The sequence below is a fragment of the Nitrincola sp. A-D6 genome (assembly GCF_000764495.1).
Lineage (GTDB): Bacteria > Pseudomonadota > Gammaproteobacteria > Pseudomonadales > Balneatricaceae > Nitrincola.
On the sequence record NZ_JRLB01000099.1, the window covers coordinates 16,889 to 35,063 of the forward strand.

The 18,175-nt window shown below is 45.6% G+C and carries 25 protein-coding genes and 3 tRNA genes; 27 read left to right on the forward strand and 1 reads right to left on the reverse strand.

Going from position 1 to position 18,175, the window contains the following annotated elements; all coding sequences use genetic code 11:
• Positions 1-134 precede the first annotated feature (134 nt).
• Positions 135-989 carry a bifunctional methylenetetrahydrofolate dehydrogenase/methenyltetrahydrofolate cyclohydrolase FolD gene (gene folD, locus LH51_RS16030; RefSeq protein ID WP_036524039.1) on the reverse strand — a complete coding sequence of 285 codons (855 nt, stop codon included), beginning with the start codon at positions 987-989 and terminating at the stop codon, positions 135-137.
• Between the two features lie 222 nt (positions 990-1,211).
• Between folD and LH51_RS16035 the strand changes: the two genes are divergently transcribed.
• The 27 genes from LH51_RS16035 (at position 1,212) to LH51_RS16150 (ending at position 17,895) form a co-directional block, all read left to right on the forward strand.
• Positions 1,212-1,288, forward strand: a tRNA-Arg gene (locus LH51_RS16035).
• Positions 1,289-1,320: 32 nt separating this feature from the next.
• Positions 1,321-1,396: transfer RNA gene (locus LH51_RS16040), tRNA-His, on the forward strand.
• Between the two features lie 16 nt (positions 1,397-1,412).
• Positions 1,413-1,497, forward strand: a tRNA-Leu gene (locus tag LH51_RS16045).
• 539 nt (positions 1,498-2,036) lie between these two features.
• Positions 2,037-4,784: a DNA-directed RNA polymerase gene (locus LH51_RS16050; protein ID WP_036524042.1), complete on the forward strand. Its 2,748-nt coding sequence runs from the start codon at positions 2,037-2,039 to the stop codon at positions 4,782-4,784.
• 520 nt (positions 4,785-5,304) lie between these two features.
• A complete protein-coding gene (locus LH51_RS23730; protein ID WP_268746590.1) occupies positions 5,305-5,433 on the forward strand; it encodes a hypothetical protein in 129 nt (42 codons plus the stop codon).
• 15 nt (positions 5,434-5,448) lie between these two features.
• Positions 5,449-6,111, forward strand: a complete 663-nt coding sequence (locus LH51_RS19515; protein WP_052063857.1) for an ssDNA-binding protein — start codon at positions 5,449-5,451, stop codon at positions 6,109-6,111.
• Positions 6,086-6,475, forward strand: a complete 390-nt coding sequence (locus LH51_RS16065) for a RusA family crossover junction endodeoxyribonuclease (protein ID WP_052063858.1) — start codon at positions 6,086-6,088, stop codon at positions 6,473-6,475. The genes LH51_RS19515 and LH51_RS16065 overlap by 26 nt, the downstream gene beginning before the upstream one ends.
• Entirely contained in the window at positions 6,465-6,905 is a 441-nt protein-coding gene (locus LH51_RS16070) for an N-acetylmuramoyl-L-alanine amidase (protein WP_036524048.1), read from the forward strand. The genes LH51_RS16065 and LH51_RS16070 overlap by 11 nt, the downstream gene beginning before the upstream one ends.
• A gap of 80 nt (positions 6,906-6,985) precedes the next feature.
• The gene (locus LH51_RS16075) at positions 6,986-7,228 is read left to right on the forward strand and encodes a helix-turn-helix domain-containing protein (RefSeq protein WP_036524051.1); all 243 of its coding nucleotides are present in this window, start codon (positions 6,986-6,988) and stop codon (positions 7,226-7,228) included.
• 170 nt (positions 7,229-7,398) lie between these two features.
• Positions 7,399-8,862 carry a DnaB-like helicase C-terminal domain-containing protein gene (locus LH51_RS16080; protein ID WP_160173748.1) on the forward strand — a complete coding sequence of 488 codons (1,464 nt, stop codon included), beginning with the start codon at positions 7,399-7,401 and terminating at the stop codon, positions 8,860-8,862.
• A gap of 27 nt (positions 8,863-8,889) precedes the next feature.
• Positions 8,890-9,138 (forward strand): hypothetical protein, encoded by a 249-nt coding sequence (locus tag LH51_RS16085; protein ID WP_036524055.1) that lies wholly within the window; start codon positions 8,890-8,892, stop codon positions 9,136-9,138.
• A gap of 9 nt (positions 9,139-9,147) precedes the next feature.
• Complete coding sequence (locus LH51_RS24935) at positions 9,148-9,516, forward strand: ribonuclease H-like domain-containing protein (protein ID WP_052063860.1); 369 nt, start codon at positions 9,148-9,150, stop codon at positions 9,514-9,516.
• 104 nt (positions 9,517-9,620) lie between these two features.
• Positions 9,621-10,991 (forward strand): DNA polymerase, encoded by a 1,371-nt coding sequence (locus LH51_RS16090; RefSeq protein WP_200882043.1) that lies wholly within the window; start codon positions 9,621-9,623, stop codon positions 10,989-10,991.
• Between the two features lie 41 nt (positions 10,992-11,032).
• Positions 11,033-11,257, forward strand: a complete 225-nt coding sequence (locus LH51_RS24940) for a glutaredoxin family protein (protein WP_036524058.1) — start codon at positions 11,033-11,035, stop codon at positions 11,255-11,257.
• Complete coding sequence (locus LH51_RS16100) at positions 11,250-11,432, forward strand: hypothetical protein (RefSeq protein ID WP_036524061.1); 183 nt, start codon at positions 11,250-11,252, stop codon at positions 11,430-11,432. Before LH51_RS24940 ends, LH51_RS16100 begins: the two co-directional genes overlap by 8 nt.
• Complete coding sequence (locus LH51_RS16105; protein WP_036524065.1) at positions 11,429-11,662, forward strand: hypothetical protein; 234 nt, start codon at positions 11,429-11,431, stop codon at positions 11,660-11,662. The genes LH51_RS16100 and LH51_RS16105 overlap by 4 nt, the downstream gene beginning before the upstream one ends.
• Entirely contained in the window at positions 11,663-11,815 is a 153-nt protein-coding gene (locus tag LH51_RS20905; protein WP_160173749.1) for a hypothetical protein, read from the forward strand.
• Positions 11,816-11,832: 17 nt separating this feature from the next.
• Complete coding sequence (gene thyX, locus LH51_RS16110) at positions 11,833-12,552, forward strand: FAD-dependent thymidylate synthase (RefSeq protein WP_036524069.1); 720 nt, start codon at positions 11,833-11,835, stop codon at positions 12,550-12,552.
• Positions 12,553-12,559: 7 nt separating this feature from the next.
• The gene (locus LH51_RS16115; RefSeq protein WP_036524073.1) at positions 12,560-12,790 is read left to right on the forward strand and encodes a hypothetical protein; all 231 of its coding nucleotides are present in this window, start codon (positions 12,560-12,562) and stop codon (positions 12,788-12,790) included.
• A gap of 9 nt (positions 12,791-12,799) precedes the next feature.
• Positions 12,800-13,645 carry a hypothetical protein gene (locus LH51_RS16120; RefSeq protein ID WP_036524075.1) on the forward strand — a complete coding sequence of 282 codons (846 nt, stop codon included), beginning with the start codon at positions 12,800-12,802 and terminating at the stop codon, positions 13,643-13,645.
• A gap of 115 nt (positions 13,646-13,760) precedes the next feature.
• Positions 13,761-14,027 carry a hypothetical protein gene (locus LH51_RS16125; RefSeq protein WP_036524078.1) on the forward strand — a complete coding sequence of 89 codons (267 nt, stop codon included), beginning with the start codon at positions 13,761-13,763 and terminating at the stop codon, positions 14,025-14,027.
• A complete protein-coding gene (locus LH51_RS16130; protein ID WP_036524081.1) occupies positions 14,024-15,871 on the forward strand; it encodes a ribonucleoside-diphosphate reductase subunit alpha in 1,848 nt (615 codons plus the stop codon). The genes LH51_RS16125 and LH51_RS16130 overlap by 4 nt, the downstream gene beginning before the upstream one ends.
• A 124-nt stretch (positions 15,872-15,995) precedes the next feature.
• Positions 15,996-16,181 (forward strand): hypothetical protein, encoded by a 186-nt coding sequence (locus LH51_RS20910; protein WP_036524084.1) that lies wholly within the window; start codon positions 15,996-15,998, stop codon positions 16,179-16,181.
• Entirely contained in the window at positions 16,123-16,341 is a 219-nt protein-coding gene (locus tag LH51_RS20665; protein WP_144244303.1) for a hypothetical protein, read from the forward strand. Before LH51_RS20910 ends, LH51_RS20665 begins: the two co-directional genes overlap by 59 nt.
• Positions 16,338-16,652: a nucleoside triphosphate pyrophosphohydrolase family protein gene (locus tag LH51_RS16140; protein WP_036524089.1), complete on the forward strand. Its 315-nt coding sequence runs from the start codon at positions 16,338-16,340 to the stop codon at positions 16,650-16,652. The genes LH51_RS20665 and LH51_RS16140 overlap by 4 nt, the downstream gene beginning before the upstream one ends.
• On the forward strand, positions 16,652-16,873 hold the full coding sequence (locus LH51_RS16145) for a hypothetical protein (RefSeq protein ID WP_036524092.1): 222 nt from the start codon (positions 16,652-16,654) through the stop codon (positions 16,871-16,873). Before LH51_RS16140 ends, LH51_RS16145 begins: the two co-directional genes overlap by 1 nt.
• Positions 16,873-17,895 carry a ribonucleotide-diphosphate reductase subunit beta gene (locus tag LH51_RS16150; RefSeq protein ID WP_036524097.1) on the forward strand — a complete coding sequence of 341 codons (1,023 nt, stop codon included), beginning with the start codon at positions 16,873-16,875 and terminating at the stop codon, positions 17,893-17,895. The genes LH51_RS16145 and LH51_RS16150 overlap by 1 nt, the downstream gene beginning before the upstream one ends.
• Positions 17,896-18,175 lie beyond the last annotated feature (280 nt).

Below are 18,175 nucleotides of genomic sequence, written 5' to 3' on the forward strand. Positions count from 1 at the left end.
GAATGATAAATGTTATCATTTCAATTTTCAAACCTGGAGTGGGAGTATTTAAGCATAATGGGAAATATAAACAGCGGAGGGTAATGACCGATAGTGTTAAATAACGCTATCGGCCAGGAGTGATAACGCGGAAATTAACGGTTTAATTGTGTGGCAGCTTCGAGAGTGTTTTCCATTAAACTGGCAACCGTCATGGGACCGACGCCACCGGGAACGGGGGTGATCCATGCTGCACGCTCAGCAGCCGAAGCGTATTCAACGTCACCGACGACACTGCCATCTTCGAGACGATTGATCCCTACATCAATGACTATTGCCCCGGGTTTAATCCACTCGCCTTTGACAATGCCGGGTTTGCCGACACCGACGACGACAATATCAGCACGCCTGACGTGGGCTTCCAGGTCACGGGTAAATCGGTGAGTCGTCGTCGTAGTGCAGCCTGCCAGCAGTAACTCAAGTGTCATGGGGCGGCCGACAATATTGGAGGCGCCTACAATAACGGCTTCCTGCCCATACAAGTCAACGCCAGTGGATTTCAGTAGCGTCATAATACCTTTGGGTGTGCAGGGGCGTAGTGCCGGGATGCGCTGTGCCAGACGACCCAGGTTGAAGGCATGAAACCCATCGACATCTTTGTCCGGACGAATACGTTCAATAATCGCGGTCGTGTCCAGCTGTTCCGGCAAGGGCAGTTGCACCAGAATGCCATCGGTCGCGGGATCGGCATTCAAGGTATCAATTAGCTCCAAAAGTGTTTGTTGAGTGATGTCTGATGATAATTCGTAGGCTGTTGATTCAATGCCAACATCCTTACAGGCCTGTTTTTTATGCTTGACGTAGATGTGTGAGGCGGGATCTGCGCCTACTAAAACCACGGCAAGGCTGGGCGGACGTTTGCCCAGAGCGTTACGCTCATCTATGCCCGCTTTGACTTGGTGACGGACCTGTTGTGCAATTTGTTTACCATCGATAATTTTCGCGCTCATTGTCGAAAGGTGTCCCCGGGTCTAATCATAAAATAGATATAGTTTCTCACAAAAGCGCAGGGGCATAAATACGAACTATACTTATGTGTTAGCGACGAGATGACTAGTAGAGCTTTTTTAGCTAAATTTAAATTTAGTCTTGACGAGGTCTGATCTCTAACTTAGGATACGCACCACTTCTGAGACGGGCATTATTCGTCACGGTAGTGGTCAGGCTTAAATGCGCCCGTAGCTCAATCGGATAGAGCAACGGCCTTCTAAGCCGTAGGTTGCAGGTTCGAGTCCTGCCGGGCGCGCCAGTAACCTGACCAAATGAAAAAGAGATGATATGGTGGGCGTAGCTCAGTTGGCAGAGCTCCGGATTGTGATTCCGGCGGTCGTGGGTTCAAGCCCCATCGTCCACCCCAATCTCTCTTGCAGTTAGCGGACGTGGTGGAATTGGTAGACACGCCAGATTTAGGTTCTGGTGCCGTAAGGTGTGAGAGTTCGAGTCTCTCCGTCCGCACCATTTAAAAATGTCATATAGTACACAGTAGTTAAGCAGTTAGATAACTCCGTAAGTGCTTGAAATTGAAGATAAAGACTAGCCTAGAGCTGGTCTTTTTTATTGCCTATACGAATCACAAGTGAGACAGAATCACATGGTTAAGGTTTTTCGTGACGCACTTTTTCGTGACGCAGTGACGCAACTCGTGACGCAAAATAGCCGTTTCGTGACGCAAAACCGTGACGCAGTGACGCAAAGCTCCTTCCTTATGTATGAATCGAATTCATGTTCATACCACTTCTTAGAAAATAACTAATACCCACTTCCGGCTCAATTGCTCAAGGAATAACCCACAAGGTTCTGCCTTAAATATGGGCCGGAATAATTACCACACACTTATGACAATCCTCACAGGCTCACAAGTAATTACCACACACTTATGACACTAATAATTACCACACACTTGAGAGGGAAGCTCTCAGGCCAAGCGCAAAGATAAACACAAGATAAACACAAGACAGACACACAACACACAGACACACAGAAAAGAGAGAAGACCTATGACTGATAACAAATCACTGAGAATACTTGAGATAGATGAAAGTCTGACTGCCCTATACACAACACAAGCAGAGTTAGAAGAAGAAATGACTCAGGCCGGTGTAGAAAGGTATGAACGTAATCTGACTAAAGCCATAGGAAGAGGTGGAGAGAGTGATACCACATACGCACAGCGTCTGATTGACACTAAGGCTGAAATACTGGCTGAAGAGATTAAAGCTTGGAGAGAACAGGCAGAGCTTAAAGCTGGTAGAAGGCATGTAGCACTGAAGTACCTCAAAGACATAGATGCAAGGGAAGCTGCCTTCATTACTCTTAAGTCTGTCTTGAACAGCCTTTCTAAAGGTAGACCTACAACTTCCATTGCTATTGAAATAGGTGGAATGATTGAAGACCAGATACGGCTTAAAGAAGTCCGAGCCAAGGATAAATACACCTTTAAGAATATTGATAAAGCTCAGAGAAGGAAGAGTGAGTATAGCCGTAAGCGTAATGTGTCTGTGTTCATCCAAGACGCTCATGGGATTGAATGGGACTACTGGTGTCAGAAGACTAAGCTGCTGGTAGGGTCTGTACTCATTACCTGTATGCTGGATGCAGTTGGTATCGTGGAAGAGGTCAAGCATGGTGCCAAGGCGAAGGGCATAAAGGACGGTGTTAAGACTGTCTCTTACCTTCAAGCCACACCGGACACTCTGAAATGGATTAAAGAAGCTAACGCTTATAACGCAGTGATGCGCCCAATCTATGAGCCTATGATAATTGAACCTCTTGATTGGTTGTCTCCGGTTTCAGGTGGTTATCTGACTTCTTTGGTACGTCCCTTGCGTCTGGTTAAGACAAGCAACAGGAATTACCTGGAAGAACTGGCTAACCATGACATGCCTCTGGTCTATAAGGCACTTAATGCCATTCAGAAGACAGCATGGAAGGTCAACAAGGAACAGCTTGAACTGCTGAACTCTCTTGCACACACAGATAGTGAGCTAGGAGGACTTCCAAGGGCTACAGATTACACGTTACCCGAAAAGCCAGCCGATATAGACGATAACGAAGTAAGCCGCTTAGAGTGGCGTATAGGAGCTGCTAGGGTATACGAAGCTAACCTGAAGTTAACCGCTAAACGTCAACGCCTATTCTCAATCTTGAAGACTGCTGAACGCTACGCTGACTTCCCCTCAATCTACATGCCTTGGACATTGGACTTCAGAGGCCGTGTGTACTGTGTTCCTGCCCTTTCTCCACAAGGGGAAGACTATGTGAAGAGCTTACTGCAATTCGCCAATGGTGAGGCTCTAGGGACGGAGGAAGCTGCTGATTGGTTGGCTGTTCATATAGCTAACTTGTTTGGTGTTGACAAGGTGAGCTTTGAAGACCGCATCCAGTGGACTAAAGACAACACTGAAATGCTTGTGGCTATCGCTGAGAATCCTTATGACAATCGCCAATGGTCTGATGCAGACAAACCCTTCCAAGCTGTAGTTGCTGCGCGTGAGTGGGCTGGTTATATGCAGAACGGACTCAAGCATGTTACCCGCATTCCTATCGCCCTGGATGGTTCTTGTTCGGGCCTTCAGAACTTCGGTATGGCACTGCGCTGTGAAGTGACAGGGAAGAGTGTGAACCTGCTGCCCTCAGATAAGCCCTCAGACATTTATCAGGAAGTTATGGATAAAGCTGAAGCTTCACTGAGAAAACGCCTTGATGACCGCTTTGACGAGCTTACAGACACTACTGCAAAAGAACTGGCTGTTGCTAAGGTGAAGGCTATCTACTTTGAGCATAACCCTGAAGGTAAACCGGATGGTCTTGCTAAGTTCCTGAATGAGTGTGTTGACTTCAAGCCTACGGAAGCCAAGGAAAAACCTTCTGATATGGTTAAGGAAGGCCGTAAAGCCTTTGAATGGACTATGGCTTCTTACCACTGGCTCAAGTTCGGTGTAAGCCGGAAGACAGCTAAGCGTAGCGTTATGACCTTCCCTTATGGCTCTAAAGAGTTTGGGTTTCGTGAGCAGCTTATGGAAGACATTCTAAGCCCAGCTAAGCGTGACCTGTTGGGTGATATTCAGCGTGGCTTGGTGAGTGAAGAGAAGTTCGCTGAAATGTTCCCGTTCAAGGGTGACGGCTTCATGGCATCTGGCCTAATGGCTAAAGAGCTATGGGACGCTGTGCGCTCCACTGTACTGAAGGCTGGTGAAGCTATGGAGTGGTTACAAGTGGCCGCTAAGATGGTTGCAGCAGAAGGCTTACCTGTGCGCTGGACTACGCCTTTAGGTTTCCCTGTTCAGCAGGACTACAAGGAGACTAAACACCAAAGGGTGGAGACTACACTTGCCGGTAAACGGACTGTACTGAGTATCCATAGGGCTGAAGATAAAGTGAATGTCCGTAAGTCAGCTTCCTCAGTGGCTCCAAACTTCGTACACAGTATGGACAGCTCTCACCTACTGCTGGTTACTGCAAGATTTGCTGAACGCTTACGTGAAAAAGGCTTAGATGTAAGTCTGGCTCTGATTCATGACAGCTTTGGTACACTGGCAAGCAGGACAGGAGGCAAGGACGGTCTGTTTACTATCATCCGTGAAGCCTTCGTTGAACTCTACTCAGAGCATGACGTTATGGAAAACTTCAGGGATGAAATGTTGGAGCAGTTAAGCCTGGAAGCGCGAGAGGAACTACCGCCAACACCGGAAAAAGGTAACTTGGATTTAGAGATTGTCCTGCAATCACGCTATTGCTTTGCCTAAAGTAACCACAAGTGAGACAGACCCAAATTAATTACCACACACTTATGACAAATCAAATCAAATTGAGAGGTAAACCATGAAACTACATGCTGCTTTTGAAATATACAGGATGGAACTTGAGTGTATAAATATTGAGTCTGTAGAACTCATAGCGCGAAAGGAACTCGCTCGAAAAATAGCGCATGAGTTGTTGGACTCTTCAGTTATGGAAATAGAGAAATATCTAAACCTACGCAGTGACTCAGTAGGCTTCCAGACAGAGGTGATTGTGATGCGCCCTGATGACTATCACAGAGCTGTTCGGGAAGAGGCCGCAAGGCTGCTTGGGACTCTAAGTGCTGCTTGGGGATAATTACCCCACACTTATGACAAATCAAATCGTTCCCTTCAATCCAACACTAGGAAAGCCTATGAACGCAACCGCTTAAACAATTACCACACACTTATGACAAATCAAGCCGCCAAGGGAAACCAAGGCGGTTTTTTCGTTTTTATCTCAAACTGAACTTAAGGAATACCAATGACCAATCTGACCAAAGCCTATGTCTTCTATTGGGATAAAGGCGAACAAGTCCCTGTAGACCTCTACATGGCACTCACTTCTGAAGGCTTCGATGTTGATGCACTTCAGGCAAAAGCAATTAAATAAAGCGAGACAAGCACAATGAGTAAACCAAACACTACCCCTTTCGGTGAAGCATCTTTCCCTAAGCTGTTTGAGCCGGACACTAAGTTCAAAGCCAGCGGTGAGTACAACTGTAAGCTCATGCTGGATGGTGACGATGCACAGTCCCTGATGGGCTACCTGGATGAGAAGCTGCAAGAAGCTTACGAACAGATGCAGGAAGAAAAGCCAAAGTTCAAGAAGGTGATGAAGCCGCGTAACCCTTACACGGAAGAGCTGGATGAAGAAGGCGAAGAAACAGGACGTATCGGCTTTAATTTCAAAATGGCTGCTGTGGTTGAAGTTAAGAACGGTAAATACGCTGGCAAGACCTTCACACAGAAGCCGGTGGTCTATGACGCCAAGGGCCAGATTATCACCAAGAAAATCAATGTAGGCACTGGTTCAATCGTTAAGGTTGCTTATGAAACAGCTCCTTACTTCAAAGCTGACACAAAAGAAGTCGGTATCACTCTGCGTCTGAAGGCTGTTCAGATTAAAGAGCTGGTCGAGTTCGGCGGTAAGAAAGATGCCTCTGCCTTTGGCTTCGGTGAAGAAGACGGTGGCTTTGATGCTGATGAAATGAACGATACCCCATTCGGTGAAGAAGAAGGTGGCTTCAATTCAGGTGAAGGTAATGACTCAGGTGAGCCAGACTTCTAATCCTTGGGTTAAGACTAACCATAAGCCTCTCAGTGCAAACGACTCATACTACGGTAAGAAAACTAAAACAGCCGCATACCGGAAGTATGAAGAGGCTTTAATCTCTTTTCTCCAAGACCTCGAAATTCCAGATGGACGATTAACTCTCCATATATTAGTGCGTTATTCAAACACACGCTCTGATATTGATAATTGTCTTAAACCCTTTATAGACGTATTACAGAAACGCTACCTATTCAATGACTCCAAGATATTTAAACTGGGTGTTGAGAAGCAGGTCGTTAAAAGAGGTGATGATGAAATAATCTTCAAACTATCTGAATACGTACCAGATATGGTAAACAAATTCCCTTATGGCAACTAAACAAAGAAACCGCACTGACTTTATCGTAGTGCATTGTTCCGCAACAAATGAAAATCAGGATATTGGCGCATACGATATTGACCGTTGGCATCGTGGCCGTGGCTGGTTGAAGATTGGCTACCACTACGTAATTAAACGTGATGGGACACTCGAAGTAGGCCGTAATGAAAATGCTGTAGGCGCTCATGCACACGGTTATAACTCCAACAGTGTTTCTGTTTGCATGGTCGGCGGTGTTTCTGCTGATGACCACAACAAGGCTGTGAATAATTTTACAGATGCGCAATTCAAAACACTCCAAGCAACACTCACAGTCCTCAAAGCACGTTACGAAACGGCAGAGATACTGGGGCATCGTGACTTACCCAATGTCGCAAAAGCCTGTCCCTGTTTCGACACACGCGAATGGGTTAAAGAAAACCTGAAGTAAACCTTACAAATAAACATGACCCCATCCTCTTCATATTTAATTATATGTACGGTGGGGTTTTTCTTTTATAGGAAAGACACATGACTCAAGCAGAAAAAGTAGTTAAACATTTAGCTAAGTATGGCTCAATTACTTCAATTGAAGCTATCGGCCTTTACCGTATTACCCGCCTGGCAGCAGTGATACACAAACTAAACAAAGTCGGCTTCCTGACCTTTGCTAATTATGCAGAAGACCGGACAGCAACTTATTTTCCTGACCGTAGTGCAATCGTCCAAAATATTATTCGAGCAAACTTAGGTAAAGAACTGGTAACTCGGTAATGGAAAGGGAGCAGTCTGTATTAATACGCAAAGAGCCTTGTCCTGAATGTGGGTCGAGAGACAATCTTGCACGGTATTCAGACGGACACGCTTACTGTTTTTCTTCAGGGTGTGAATATTATGAGCCTGCTGACGGTGAGGTAAAACAAGCTTCAAGAAAGGTGGTAAAGATGGATTTAATTCATGGCGAGGTGAAGCCCTTAAAGGCGCGTGGCATTAATGCTGACACCTGTGCTTTATACGGCTACAAGGTGGGTCGTTACAAGGGTGAGCTGGTACACCTTGCACCACTATCATTACCGGATGGTTCCATAGTGGCCCAGCAGGTACGCACCAAAGATAAAGACTTTCCTATTATCGGTGACTTCAGCAAGAAGCCTTTCTTTGGGATGAACCTCGTTTCCAGGGGAATGAAGGTCGTAGTTACTGAAGGCCACTTGGATGCTATGTCAGTGTCTCAGGTTCAAGGTAACAAGTACCCTGCATTATCTGTCCCTAACGGTGCTGATGGTGCTAAGAAAGCGTTCAGCCAACACATGGAATACTTCAGCCAGTTCGATGAAGTCATTCTGATGTTTGATAATGATGAGGCCGGCCAGAAGGCTATCGCTGAATGCGCTCCACTCTTCCCAGTAGGGAAATGTCGTATCGCTACCATCCAAGGGTTCAAAGACGCAAATCAGGCTTTGATGGAGGATGCTTCAGACGAAATCATAAAGGCTATATGGGGAGCTAAACCCTATAAGCCACATGGCATTGTCTCAGGTGTTGACGTACTGGAAAAAGGCGATGTGGCAATTGAATGGGGTCTTTCTTATCCATACCCCTTCCTGACTGCTGCAACCTACGGAATTAGACCGCATGAAATGATTGCGATTGGCTCCGGCACTGGTTGTGGTAAGACGGATGTGCTGAAGGAAATCATGGCTCACTTGATTGTTGAACATGACCAGAAAGTTCTAGCCTTCCTCTTGGAAGAGCCGAACCAGACCTTAACGATGGACACCATAGCAGGGAAGGTAGACAGCAAGCTTTACCATGTTCCTGACGCTAAATACTGTCCTGATAAGAAATGGCAAACAAAGCAGCGGATAGCTGAAAATCTCTTCATGTACGATGTAGGGAATGGGCTTGATACTGATGACCTGCTAAGCCTTATCCGGTATGCAGTCGTAGCTCTCGGTGTACGCCACGTATTCTTAGACCACATAACTTACATTATGGATATGGTAGGGGAGCGTGAGCAGCTTTCTACACTCAAGAAGCTTATGCGGGGTCTTAATGACCTGAACAAAGAGCTGCCTTTCACCTTGTTCTATGTGTCTCACCTTCGTAAGTCAGATGGGCCAAGCCATGAAGAAGGTGGCCGTGTATCCCTTGATGACTTCGCTGGTGGTAAGGCAAATGTGCAGTATGCGAACTTCGTATTAGCATTGGAGCGTGACCAGCAGGCTGAGAACGATGTTGAGAAGAACCTGACCATACTTCGGATACTGAAAGACCGTTACACCGGCCATAGTACCGGCCAGACCACAAACCTTGTTTATAACCCTAAGACGGGCCGTAAGACAGAACAAGAGCCTTTTGAAGAAAGTATGTCTCCTATTCCAGAAGAAGACGATAACCCTTTTTAACTTAAAGAACCACAAGTGAGCCTAAATATGAACCAGTTCAAATCTCTTACACGTTTGTTCCGTTCACGCCAAGTAGACCAGCTTCAATCTGAAGTCGTCACTCTACAGGCTGAACTGGCTTTGGTTAAGCAACAGATGCGCCAGTGCCAGACACGCTTAGACCGTCAATCAGCAGGGGTAGAGGAAGTCATTGAGCATATCGCTGAAGCGGTGGGCCAGCGTGAAGCTGATGGGATTGGTTCATACATTCGCCAAAGGATGCAAGGCTTACTTTAAGGAGGCGTATTGCGCTTAGCTTATGATATTGAAACAGACGGTCTATACGATGATGTAACGAAAATTCACTGCATAGTGGCTATTGATGTTGATACTGACAAGGTATTCAAGTTCAGGCCACATGAGATTCAGAATGGCTTAAAGCTCTTATCTCAAGCTGATGAGTTAATCGGACATAACATCATTAAGTATGATGACCCTGTAATCCGCAAACTATACCCCTCATACAATCCTACTGCTTACCACCACGACACTCTAGTTTACACAAGGCTTATATGGTCAAACATAAAAGACCTGGATGTTAAACAGATTGCTAAGTACCGAGCTTCTAAAGGGGCTTCAGGCTACCACCTAAACTCTTTGGTTCACACTCGCTGAAAGCTTGGGGCTACCGCTTAGGTAACTACAAGGGCGATTACGGTGAACAGGAAGATGCGTGGTCTACCTTCTCTGAAGAAATGCTGGACTACTGCGAACAGGATGTGTGGGTAACATACAGTCTCTGGAAGCGTATCGAAGCGAAGCAGTACCCTGACACAGCTCTACGACTTGAAACAAGGGCTGCATGGCTACTCGCTAAGATGGAGCGAAACGGCTTTGTCTTTGACGAGAAGAAAGCAGTTACCCTCTACAGTAAGCTTGCAGCCAGGCGTAACAGTATCAAGACCCAGCTCATAGATACCTTCGGGTCATGGGCCGTATCTTCAGACGTTGTTAGGCCGAAACGCTCAGTCTGCTACAAAGACCCCCTGAGAGCTGACCGGACGATAGATGCACCCTTCACACCTGTAACCTTCGTTGAGTTTAACCCTGCAAGCAGACAGCACGTAGCTAAGGTTCTTTTAGAGCGTGGCTGGAAGCCTACAGAGTTTACTGACAACGGACAGCCAAAGGTCGATGAGACAACACTATCGACTATCACAGCGATACCAGAAGCAGAGATTCTAAAAGAGTATTTCATGCTTCAGAAGCGTATCGGCCAGTTAGCTGAGGGCGACCAAGGCTGGCTTAGGCAGGTAAAGCGTGATGGACGGATACACGGCTCAATCAATCCTAACGGTGCTGTAACAGGGCGAGCTACACACAGCTTTCCTAACATTGGCCAGGTGCCTTCCTGTGGCGCACCCTTCGGGCGTGAGTGTCGAGAGCTATTCACAGTCCCTAGAGGCTGGCTTCTCATGGGTACGGATATGTCCGGCCTTGAGCTGCGCTGTCTCGGTCACTTTATGGCTAAGTGGGATGGTGGGGCTTACATTCAGGAAATCCTCAATGGTGACATTCACACAGCTAATCAAATGGCTGCTGGACTCCTTGAGCGTAGCCAAGCCAAGACCTTCATCTATGCCTTCCTTTATGGGGCTGGTGACGAAAAGATAGGTGATATTGTTGATGCACTGCTTGAGCCTGATGAGAAGGCAAAGGTAGGTAAAAGCCTCAAGAATAAATTCCTGAAGAACACTCCGGCACTCAAGAAGCTTCGGGATGCTGTTCAATTAGCGGCTAAACGTGGGTGGCTTCGTGGTCTTGATGGGCGACAAGTCTTTGTCCGTTCTGCACACGCTGCACTGAACACCTTACTGCAAAGTGCCGGTGCCATTATCTGCAAACTGTGGATTGTTGAGTTTGAACGCTTGGCTCAGGAAGCAGGCTTTAAACACGGCTGGGACGGTGACTATGCCTTATGTGCATGGGTACATGATGAAATGCAGGTTGCTTGCCGTAACCAAGAAATTGCAGACCAATTAGGTGCTATCGCTAAACAGGCTGCTGCACTGGTCGGTGATACCTTCTGCTTCAAGTGTCCTCTGGACTCCGAACATGGTGTTGGAGCTTCTTGGGCTGACACGCATTAATTACCACACACTTATGACAAATCAAATCAAATGAGGACTCTATGCCTAAGTACGTAATCTATGGGACTACAAGCTGTCCGGCTTGTACCGATGCTAAAAACTTACTGGATGCACGAATGCTTCCATACACCTTTCACAATATCCAAGAAGATGAAGCAGCCTTCGATACGTACTTGAGCTTTAAGAAGCGTTCAGTACCTCAAATAACCTTTCAAGGTGAGCTGATTGGTGGCTTCACAGACCTCAAGGAGAAACTAAATGGGTAAATTATGGTTCCGCACAAAGGCAGTATTCCTACTTATCACATGGCCTGTACTGATTTATGTACTTGCGGCTGTGGAAATGTGTCGTGAAGTAGCTTCTGAAATCCGTTCTGAAGGCGGTATCTCTGGTATCTACCGTAAGTGCTGGTTCATGGTTAAGCGAGGTGAATACGCATGAGACTGATTACTGAAGTGGGTATTCAAGACAAGATTATCAAGGCGCTCCAAGAGGCCAAGGTAAGGAACCTGAAGGTAAAAGAAATTGTACTTTCCCGTGATGAGTGGGATGAGCTACGTAACGTAGGCTCCAGACAGCTTGTAGCTAAAGCACACTTTGCTCCCCCTTTAGGTTCTGTAGGTATCTGGAACGGCTATCCCATAACCCTTGAAGAAGATTTGGAATATTAAATGAAAGCTCTATTTGTAAGTATCTGGTTACTGTTTGTTGGGTTAATTGGCTATGGCTGGGTAACGAACATTATCAAACTGGTAGGTGCTGATGCTATTACTGGTTTAGAGGTGGCGCGTATCGCTGGAATTCTTATTACCCTTTGGGCGTAGTGTTGGGGTATCTATAAGTGAAAGCTGAATATGTAGACCACATGGGTTCTGACCTCTCTGTGGTGAATGCTGCGCGGGTGTCCTTTGATAAGGTGTCTATGTGGGGCAACACTGAAGCTATCGCTGAAGCTGAGCGCCTGAATAGTCTCTTTATGGAGCAGCGTGAGATTCCTGAACCTGAACTTATGGACAAGGATAAAAGCTTGATTGCTTTCCTTGCTAAGCACGACCACTGGACACCTTTCGGACACACTGCACTCACATTACGAATGGCTGCACCTATCCCGATCCGTACCCAATGCTTCAAGCATAAAGTTGGTTTCGTGGAGAATGAAGAAAGCCGCCGGTATATCTCAAGCCTTCCTGAAATCTTCTTCCCTGATTGGCGTCAGTCTACTTCAGATAAGAAGCAGGGTAGTGGTGGCCTGGTTGATGACCGGACAGAAGAGATAGCTACAGAGATTTATGCTATTTCGACTCAGGTGGCTATTGACGCATACGAAGACCTTCTGGCTCATGGTATCTGTGAAGAGCAGGCTAGATTTGCTTTGCCTCAAGGGGCTGTAGTGAATTGGATTTGGACTGGCAACCTAATGAGCTTTGCAAACTTCTACAACAAACGAGCCGCTAAAGACGCTCAAGGTGAGATTCAAGAACTGGCAAAAGCGGTGGGTGAAATCATCCAGCCTTTGTATCCGGTAGCTTGGGCTGCTTTGACCAGCAAGGCTCATAAGTGAGACTAAAATGAACGATACCTTACTAAGTGTAATCGCTGTAGTTGTCTTTGCTTTTGTTATTTACAAATTCATTAAAGGCAGCAAAAAGAAAACTGAAATAACTGAAGGCCCAATACCTGAATACCCTGAACACATTATTAAAGCTTGGCAACAAACAGGCGCAAGTAATGTCATGAGTTTGCCGGTATATGCAGCGCGTTATTACACCTTTAAAGATAACCACTCTAAAACTAAATAAGGCAATAATATGAGCCAGAAAACAGTTCTTCTAATTGATGGTGATATTGTCGCCTACCAAGCCGCCTGTATTTCAGAGGTAGAGATTGAATGGAGTAATGGAGTTTGGACACTGCATTCTGTATTTGACGAAGCTAAGTATCATGTTATCCGATACATTAATTCTGTCCTGATTAAACTGGGCCTGGATGCGAAAGACACTGTAATCATTAACACGTTGACTGGCTCTCAAAACTGGCGCAAGGATGTTCTGGATACCTATAAAGGCAATCGGAAAGGTGTCCGTAAACCATTGGCTTTGAGAGAGCTTAAAGAGTGGATGACAGCTCAATTTGAGACTCACACAATCCAAGCTCTCGAAGCTGATGATGTTATGGGGATGCTTGCTACAAACCCTGAGTTTTACCCTGAGTGTAAGAAGATAATCGTCTCCGAGGATAAAGACCTACAGACGATACCTACCTACTTGTTCAATCCTGCTAAAGACACCAAACCCCGCCATATTACTGAAGAAATGGCAGACCACTATCATCTATGTCAAGCCCTTGCTGGCGACACTACGGATGGTTATGGAGGCTGTCCCTCAATCGGTATGGATACAGCAGACACCATTCTTAGAGAGCTTCAAGGCTGGGAACAGTATGAGCATACATTCAAGTCTGGTGCCAGGAAAGGGCTTACCGAAATGCGGTGGAGCAAGGTCGAAGTCAGTACACCTTGGGAAGCTGTAGTACATGCCTTTGCTAAGCAAGGGTTAAGTGAAGAGGAAGCTCTACGACAAGCGCGTGTAGCTCGAATACTCCGACATTCAGATTTTGATTATGCAAACAATAAGGTAATTCTATGGCAACCGTAAAAGCTGCTGATATTCAAGTGGGGGAAACCACTATAAACATTTCCGTGTTCAACCGGCAGAGTTCTGTATTGTAAATAACCTCAATGGTGGTGTTTATAATGTCCTCAAATACGTTATGCGTAAAAAGGAAAACCGGCTGGAAGACCTCGCTAAAGCAGGGCATATACTTCAACTTCTGTTGCAGTTTAAACATAGGGTTATACATGAGTTTGATATGATAATTCCTGTGAACGCCTTCCTTTATATGAATGACCTAACAGGTAATGTCGCTGAGATTATTACTGAAACTTGCCGTGGTCGTTATAACGAGGCTATTTACTTACTGAAACTCGAAGCTGAGAAAGAAGCACACACTGGTGACAGCACTGAGGAACACTTTTGATAAACATTAATTATAACCGTGATTCACTTTTAACTGACTTCGGTAAGCAAACCCTCAAAGACCGTTACCTACTCCCTGAAGAAACAAGCCCACAAGAAGGGTTCGCAAGAGCTGCAACAGCTTTTTCGGATAGCCCTGAAATGGCACAGCGCATCTATGACTACGCCTCAAAATTATGGGTAGGTTTCTCTACTCCGATTCTGAGTAATGCCCCTGTTCGATTGAAAGGCTGGGAGATGCACCCTGAAAACTTCAGTAAGCAGCGTGGTATGCCGATTAGCTGTTTCCTCAATTATGTAGAAGACAGTCGTGAAGGTATTACCAGTCACTATACTGAAAATGCTTGGTTAGCTTCTATGGGTGGCGGCATTGGCGGTTCATGGTCTGATGTGCGCTCTGATGGTGCCAAAACCAAAGCAGGCTCTAAGTCCTCTGGTGTCATTCCCTTCATGGGTGTGGTTGACCGTGAAATGCTGGCCTTCTCCCAGGGCATGACCCGTCGAGGTTCTTATGCTGCCTTCCTTGATATATCTCACCCTGAGATTGTTGAGTTCATTGGTATGCGTAAGCCCACTGGTGGTGACATTAACCGGAAGAACCTTAACCTGCATCATGGTGTGTGTATCTCTGATGAGTTCATGGAGATTATTGAAGACGCCACTACAGGTAAAGCGACAAGCACAGACTGGCACTTAATCGACCCTAACTCTGGTGACATTGTGCAGACAGTATGTGCGCTGGAACTGTGGCAACGTTTGCTGGAAACCCGACACCAGACAGGGGAACCTTACATAGTTTTCTCTGATACGGTGAACAATGCGCTGCCAATAGAGCAGCAGCTTAAAGGCTTGAAAGTACACCACTCGAACCTCTGTGTTGAGATAACCCTACCAACAGATAATGACCGTACTGCTGTCTGCTGTCTGAGTAGCGTGAACCTTGAACGTTATGATGAGTGGAAGAGTGACCCACTGTTCATTAGTGATATGGTGCGCTTCCTCGATAATGTGCTGACCTTCTTCATCCTGAATGCACCGGAGTCTATGGCTAAAGCTATCTATTCGGCAGCTCAGGAACGCTCAATAGGTTTAGGTGCAATGGGCTGGCACAGTTACCTACAATCGAAGGGAATTCCTTTTGAGTCTGTAGGTGCTGCACTCCTTAATGAACGTATCTTCAAGGGGATACATGCAAGCGCATTGGCGGCTTCCCGTAAGCTTTCAAGTGAGCTGGGGGCTGCTCCTGATATGGGTATAGGCGGACTGCGTAACGCTCACCTTATCGCTATCGCACCTAACGCCAGTTCCAGTGTTATCTGTGGTGGGGCTTCACCTTCCATTGAACCTATAAAGGCGAATATCTTCACACACAAGACCCTCAGTGGTTCCTTCAAAGTGAAGAATAAGTACCTGGATGCCTTACTCTGGCAACACGCTGAAGCACGGAATGAGTACAAAGGTGAGCTGAGCGATAGTGAATGGGTAGCAGAGCAGTGGAAGTCCATAGGGGCTAACCGTGGTTCTGTGCAACACCTGAGCTATATCAGTGCAGAGCTTAAAGAGGTCTTCAAGACTGCCCTGGAAATCGACCAGAACTGGGTCATTAAACATGCAGCAGAGCGTCAGCCTTATATCTGTCAGTCTCAATCACTTAACCTCTTTGTGCCTTCCAATGTCGATATAAAGCATTTCCACATGCTGCATTTAGACGCTTGGCGTAAAGGCGTTAAGACCCTGTACTACTGCCGTTCAGAAAGCCTGAAGAAAGCTGAGAATATCGGCCTTTCAATAGAGCGTACTGTGACCCCTTCGTTTGATGAGCCTGCCTGCCTTGGATGCGAATGAAGCTAAGACTGTAATACAGGAATGCCAACGGTGGCTGCTCCTTGCCTCACTCTCCTACAACACTGAACCAGAACCTTTCGCAAGTGACCGTATTTACGACATGAGCGTTAGGTTTACGCAGACTATGCGTAAGCGTTATTCAGATATTTGGGATGAACATTCTATTTATCCTGAAGTGTTTGTTGAAGATGAGGCATGGATGTTTACCAGTCACCATTTCCCAATTAATGATGAAGTAAAAGGATGGTTAGATGAACAACGAAAACGCACCGAAAGCTACACCAAAAAAGCCCCGCCAACAGGGGAATGAAACCCTCACAGTTAATCTATCTATGACGGTGCCTCCTTCACCTTATACTGCGTGGAATGAGGAAGCCCTAAAAGCTTATGCTGAAGCGCGTGGTTTTGCTTATATTTCTTCAGATACCAATGAACGTAATATTGCGAATATCAAAGGTAAGAAGGCATGAGTAAGTTCAGTTTTGACCTTTATGCTGAAGCAACTGATTCAACAGCTATATACAAAAACCCTTTATACCCGATACTGGGTTTAGCAGGGGAGGCGGGTGAAGTCGCTGATAAAGTTGCTAAGCATATTCGTGGTGACGGTGAGCTGGATGTTGAAGGTTTAAAGAAAGAGCTGGGTGATGTTCTTTGGATGGTGGCGCGTATCTGCCGTGATAATAACTGGTCTATGGGTGAAGTCGCTAAAATCAATTTAGCTAAACTTGAAGACCGCAAGCAACGTAATGTATTACAAGGTTCAGGAGATAACCGATAATGTTTAAAATTAAATCAATTAATACTTTGAAAGCTGAATTCATTGGCGCACTGGAAGCTGAAGTAGCTGCAAATGATAAAACTATCCATGAAGCGAATAACCGAGCTGATAAGGCTCTGGAAGCTTATACAACTGCTATGGATAAGGTTGAAGCTACTATTAAAGAAGCGCAATCACGCCGGTCAGAAGCTGAAGCATTGCTGGATAATTTGGAGGCTTAATGAGTCTTCTGAAAGCTCGCTCTTATTACAAACCACTGCATTATGAATGGGCGTTCCAAGCCTTTGAAATGCAGAACAAGATGCACTGGATACCTGAAGAAGTCCCTCTACACGAAGATGTTAAAGATTGGAATAACACTTTAAGTGATTCAGATAAATACTTGATTACACAGTTGTTTCGTTTCTTCACTCAGGGTGACGTTGATGTGGCCCAGGGGTACTACGATAAGTTCATACCTCTGTTCAAACCTACCGAACTTCGTATGGCTCTCGGTGCGTTCGCTGCTATGGAAGGGATTCATGTTCACGCTTACAGCCTGCTTCTGGATACCATTGGTATGCCTGAATCTGAGTATAAAGCATTTACTGAATATGAAGAAATGCTGGCTAAGCATGAATATGTATCTTCCTTTGACCCAACAGCCTTTAATAAAAATGGTGAATACAGTAAGGAGCAATTACGTGAAATCGCCAAAACGCTTGCCGTTTATTCGGCTTTTACTGAGGGCTTACAGTTGTTCAGTAGTTTTGCAATCCTGCTCAACTTCTCAAGAGAGCCTAATAGAGAGCTGGGAGAAGTTAAAAAGCAGACGATGAAGGGAATGGGCCAGATAGTAACTTGGTCTATCCGTGATGAGAGTTTGCATGTTGAAACTATGGTCAAACTGTTCCATGAGTTTATTCATGAATTCCCTGAAATCTGGACTGATGACTTCCGTGGTGAGTTATATCAAATAGCCCGTAATATGGTTGAGCTTGAAGATAACTTTATCGACCTATGCTTTGGTATGGGTGATGTTGAAGGTTTATCTAAGGAAGATGTGAAGCAGTATATTCGCTTTATATGTGACCGCCGATTATTACAGCTTGGATTGAAACCTAACTACGGTGTTAAAAAGAATCCCCTGGTCTGGATGGAAGAGGTTTTATCCCTGGATGAACACATGAACTTCTTTGAGGGCCGGGCAACTGAATACTCAAAAGGTGCTATGACTGGTTCATGGAATGATGTTTGGAAATAATTACCACACACTTAAGATAAAAGGCTAAGCATATCTCTAAGGTAATCTCTAACTTATCTCTAAGCGAATCTCTAAGTGAAGTGTTATTACACTTGAGAATAGTTTTCCCTCTAACAAACCCACACCCACAAGCGTCTTTAGCTGAAATTCAACGTGAAGCTGGAAAGCAAGATGTTCTTATTTACCTTGAAGGAAAGTTAAGGCAGATGGGTATAGACCCAAAGGAAATACGCTAAATGTGCAGTTCCCCCAAAATGGCACCAGCTCCCCCAGCTCCACC

What these genes read in the sequence shown, in the direction of transcription:
- folD (WP_036524039.1), bottom strand. Translation starts at nt 989, where the DNA reads ATGAGCGCGAAAATTATCGATGGTAAACAAATTGCACAACAGGTCCGT.
- LH51_RS16050 (WP_036524042.1), top strand. Translation starts at nt 2,037, where the DNA reads ATGACTGATAACAAATCACTGAGAATACTTGAGATAGATGAAAGTCTG.
- LH51_RS23730 (WP_268746590.1), top strand. Translation starts at nt 5,305, where the DNA reads ATGACCAATCTGACCAAAGCCTATGTCTTCTATTGGGATAAAGGCGAA.
- LH51_RS19515 (WP_052063857.1), top strand. Translation starts at nt 5,449, where the DNA reads ATGAGTAAACCAAACACTACCCCTTTCGGTGAAGCATCTTTCCCTAAG.
- LH51_RS16065 (WP_052063858.1), top strand. Translation starts at nt 6,086, where the DNA reads ATGACTCAGGTGAGCCAGACTTCTAATCCTTGGGTTAAGACTAACCAT.
- LH51_RS16070 (WP_036524048.1), top strand. Translation starts at nt 6,465, where the DNA reads ATGGCAACTAAACAAAGAAACCGCACTGACTTTATCGTAGTGCATTGT.
- LH51_RS16075 (WP_036524051.1), top strand. Translation starts at nt 6,986, where the DNA reads ATGACTCAAGCAGAAAAAGTAGTTAAACATTTAGCTAAGTATGGCTCA.
- LH51_RS16080 (WP_160173748.1), top strand. Translation starts at nt 7,399, where the DNA reads ATGGATTTAATTCATGGCGAGGTGAAGCCCTTAAAGGCGCGTGGCATT.
- LH51_RS16085 (WP_036524055.1), top strand. Translation starts at nt 8,890, where the DNA reads ATGAACCAGTTCAAATCTCTTACACGTTTGTTCCGTTCACGCCAAGTA.
- LH51_RS24940 (WP_036524058.1), top strand. Translation starts at nt 11,033, where the DNA reads ATGCCTAAGTACGTAATCTATGGGACTACAAGCTGTCCGGCTTGTACC.
- LH51_RS16100 (WP_036524061.1), top strand. Translation starts at nt 11,250, where the DNA reads ATGGGTAAATTATGGTTCCGCACAAAGGCAGTATTCCTACTTATCACA.
- LH51_RS16105 (WP_036524065.1), top strand. Translation starts at nt 11,429, where the DNA reads ATGAGACTGATTACTGAAGTGGGTATTCAAGACAAGATTATCAAGGCG.
- LH51_RS20905 (WP_160173749.1), top strand. Translation starts at nt 11,663, where the DNA reads ATGAAAGCTCTATTTGTAAGTATCTGGTTACTGTTTGTTGGGTTAATT.
- LH51_RS16115 (WP_036524073.1), top strand. Translation starts at nt 12,560, where the DNA reads ATGAACGATACCTTACTAAGTGTAATCGCTGTAGTTGTCTTTGCTTTT.
- LH51_RS16120 (WP_036524075.1), top strand. Translation starts at nt 12,800, where the DNA reads ATGAGCCAGAAAACAGTTCTTCTAATTGATGGTGATATTGTCGCCTAC.
- LH51_RS16125 (WP_036524078.1), top strand. Translation starts at nt 13,761, where the DNA reads ATGCGTAAAAAGGAAAACCGGCTGGAAGACCTCGCTAAAGCAGGGCAT.
- LH51_RS20910 (WP_036524084.1), top strand. Translation starts at nt 15,996, where the DNA reads ATGCGTAAGCGTTATTCAGATATTTGGGATGAACATTCTATTTATCCT.
- LH51_RS20665 (WP_144244303.1), top strand. Translation starts at nt 16,123, where the DNA reads ATGAACAACGAAAACGCACCGAAAGCTACACCAAAAAAGCCCCGCCAA.
- LH51_RS16140 (WP_036524089.1), top strand. Translation starts at nt 16,338, where the DNA reads ATGAGTAAGTTCAGTTTTGACCTTTATGCTGAAGCAACTGATTCAACA.
- LH51_RS16145 (WP_036524092.1), top strand. Translation starts at nt 16,652, where the DNA reads ATGTTTAAAATTAAATCAATTAATACTTTGAAAGCTGAATTCATTGGC.
- LH51_RS16150 (WP_036524097.1), top strand. Translation starts at nt 16,873, where the DNA reads ATGAGTCTTCTGAAAGCTCGCTCTTATTACAAACCACTGCATTATGAA.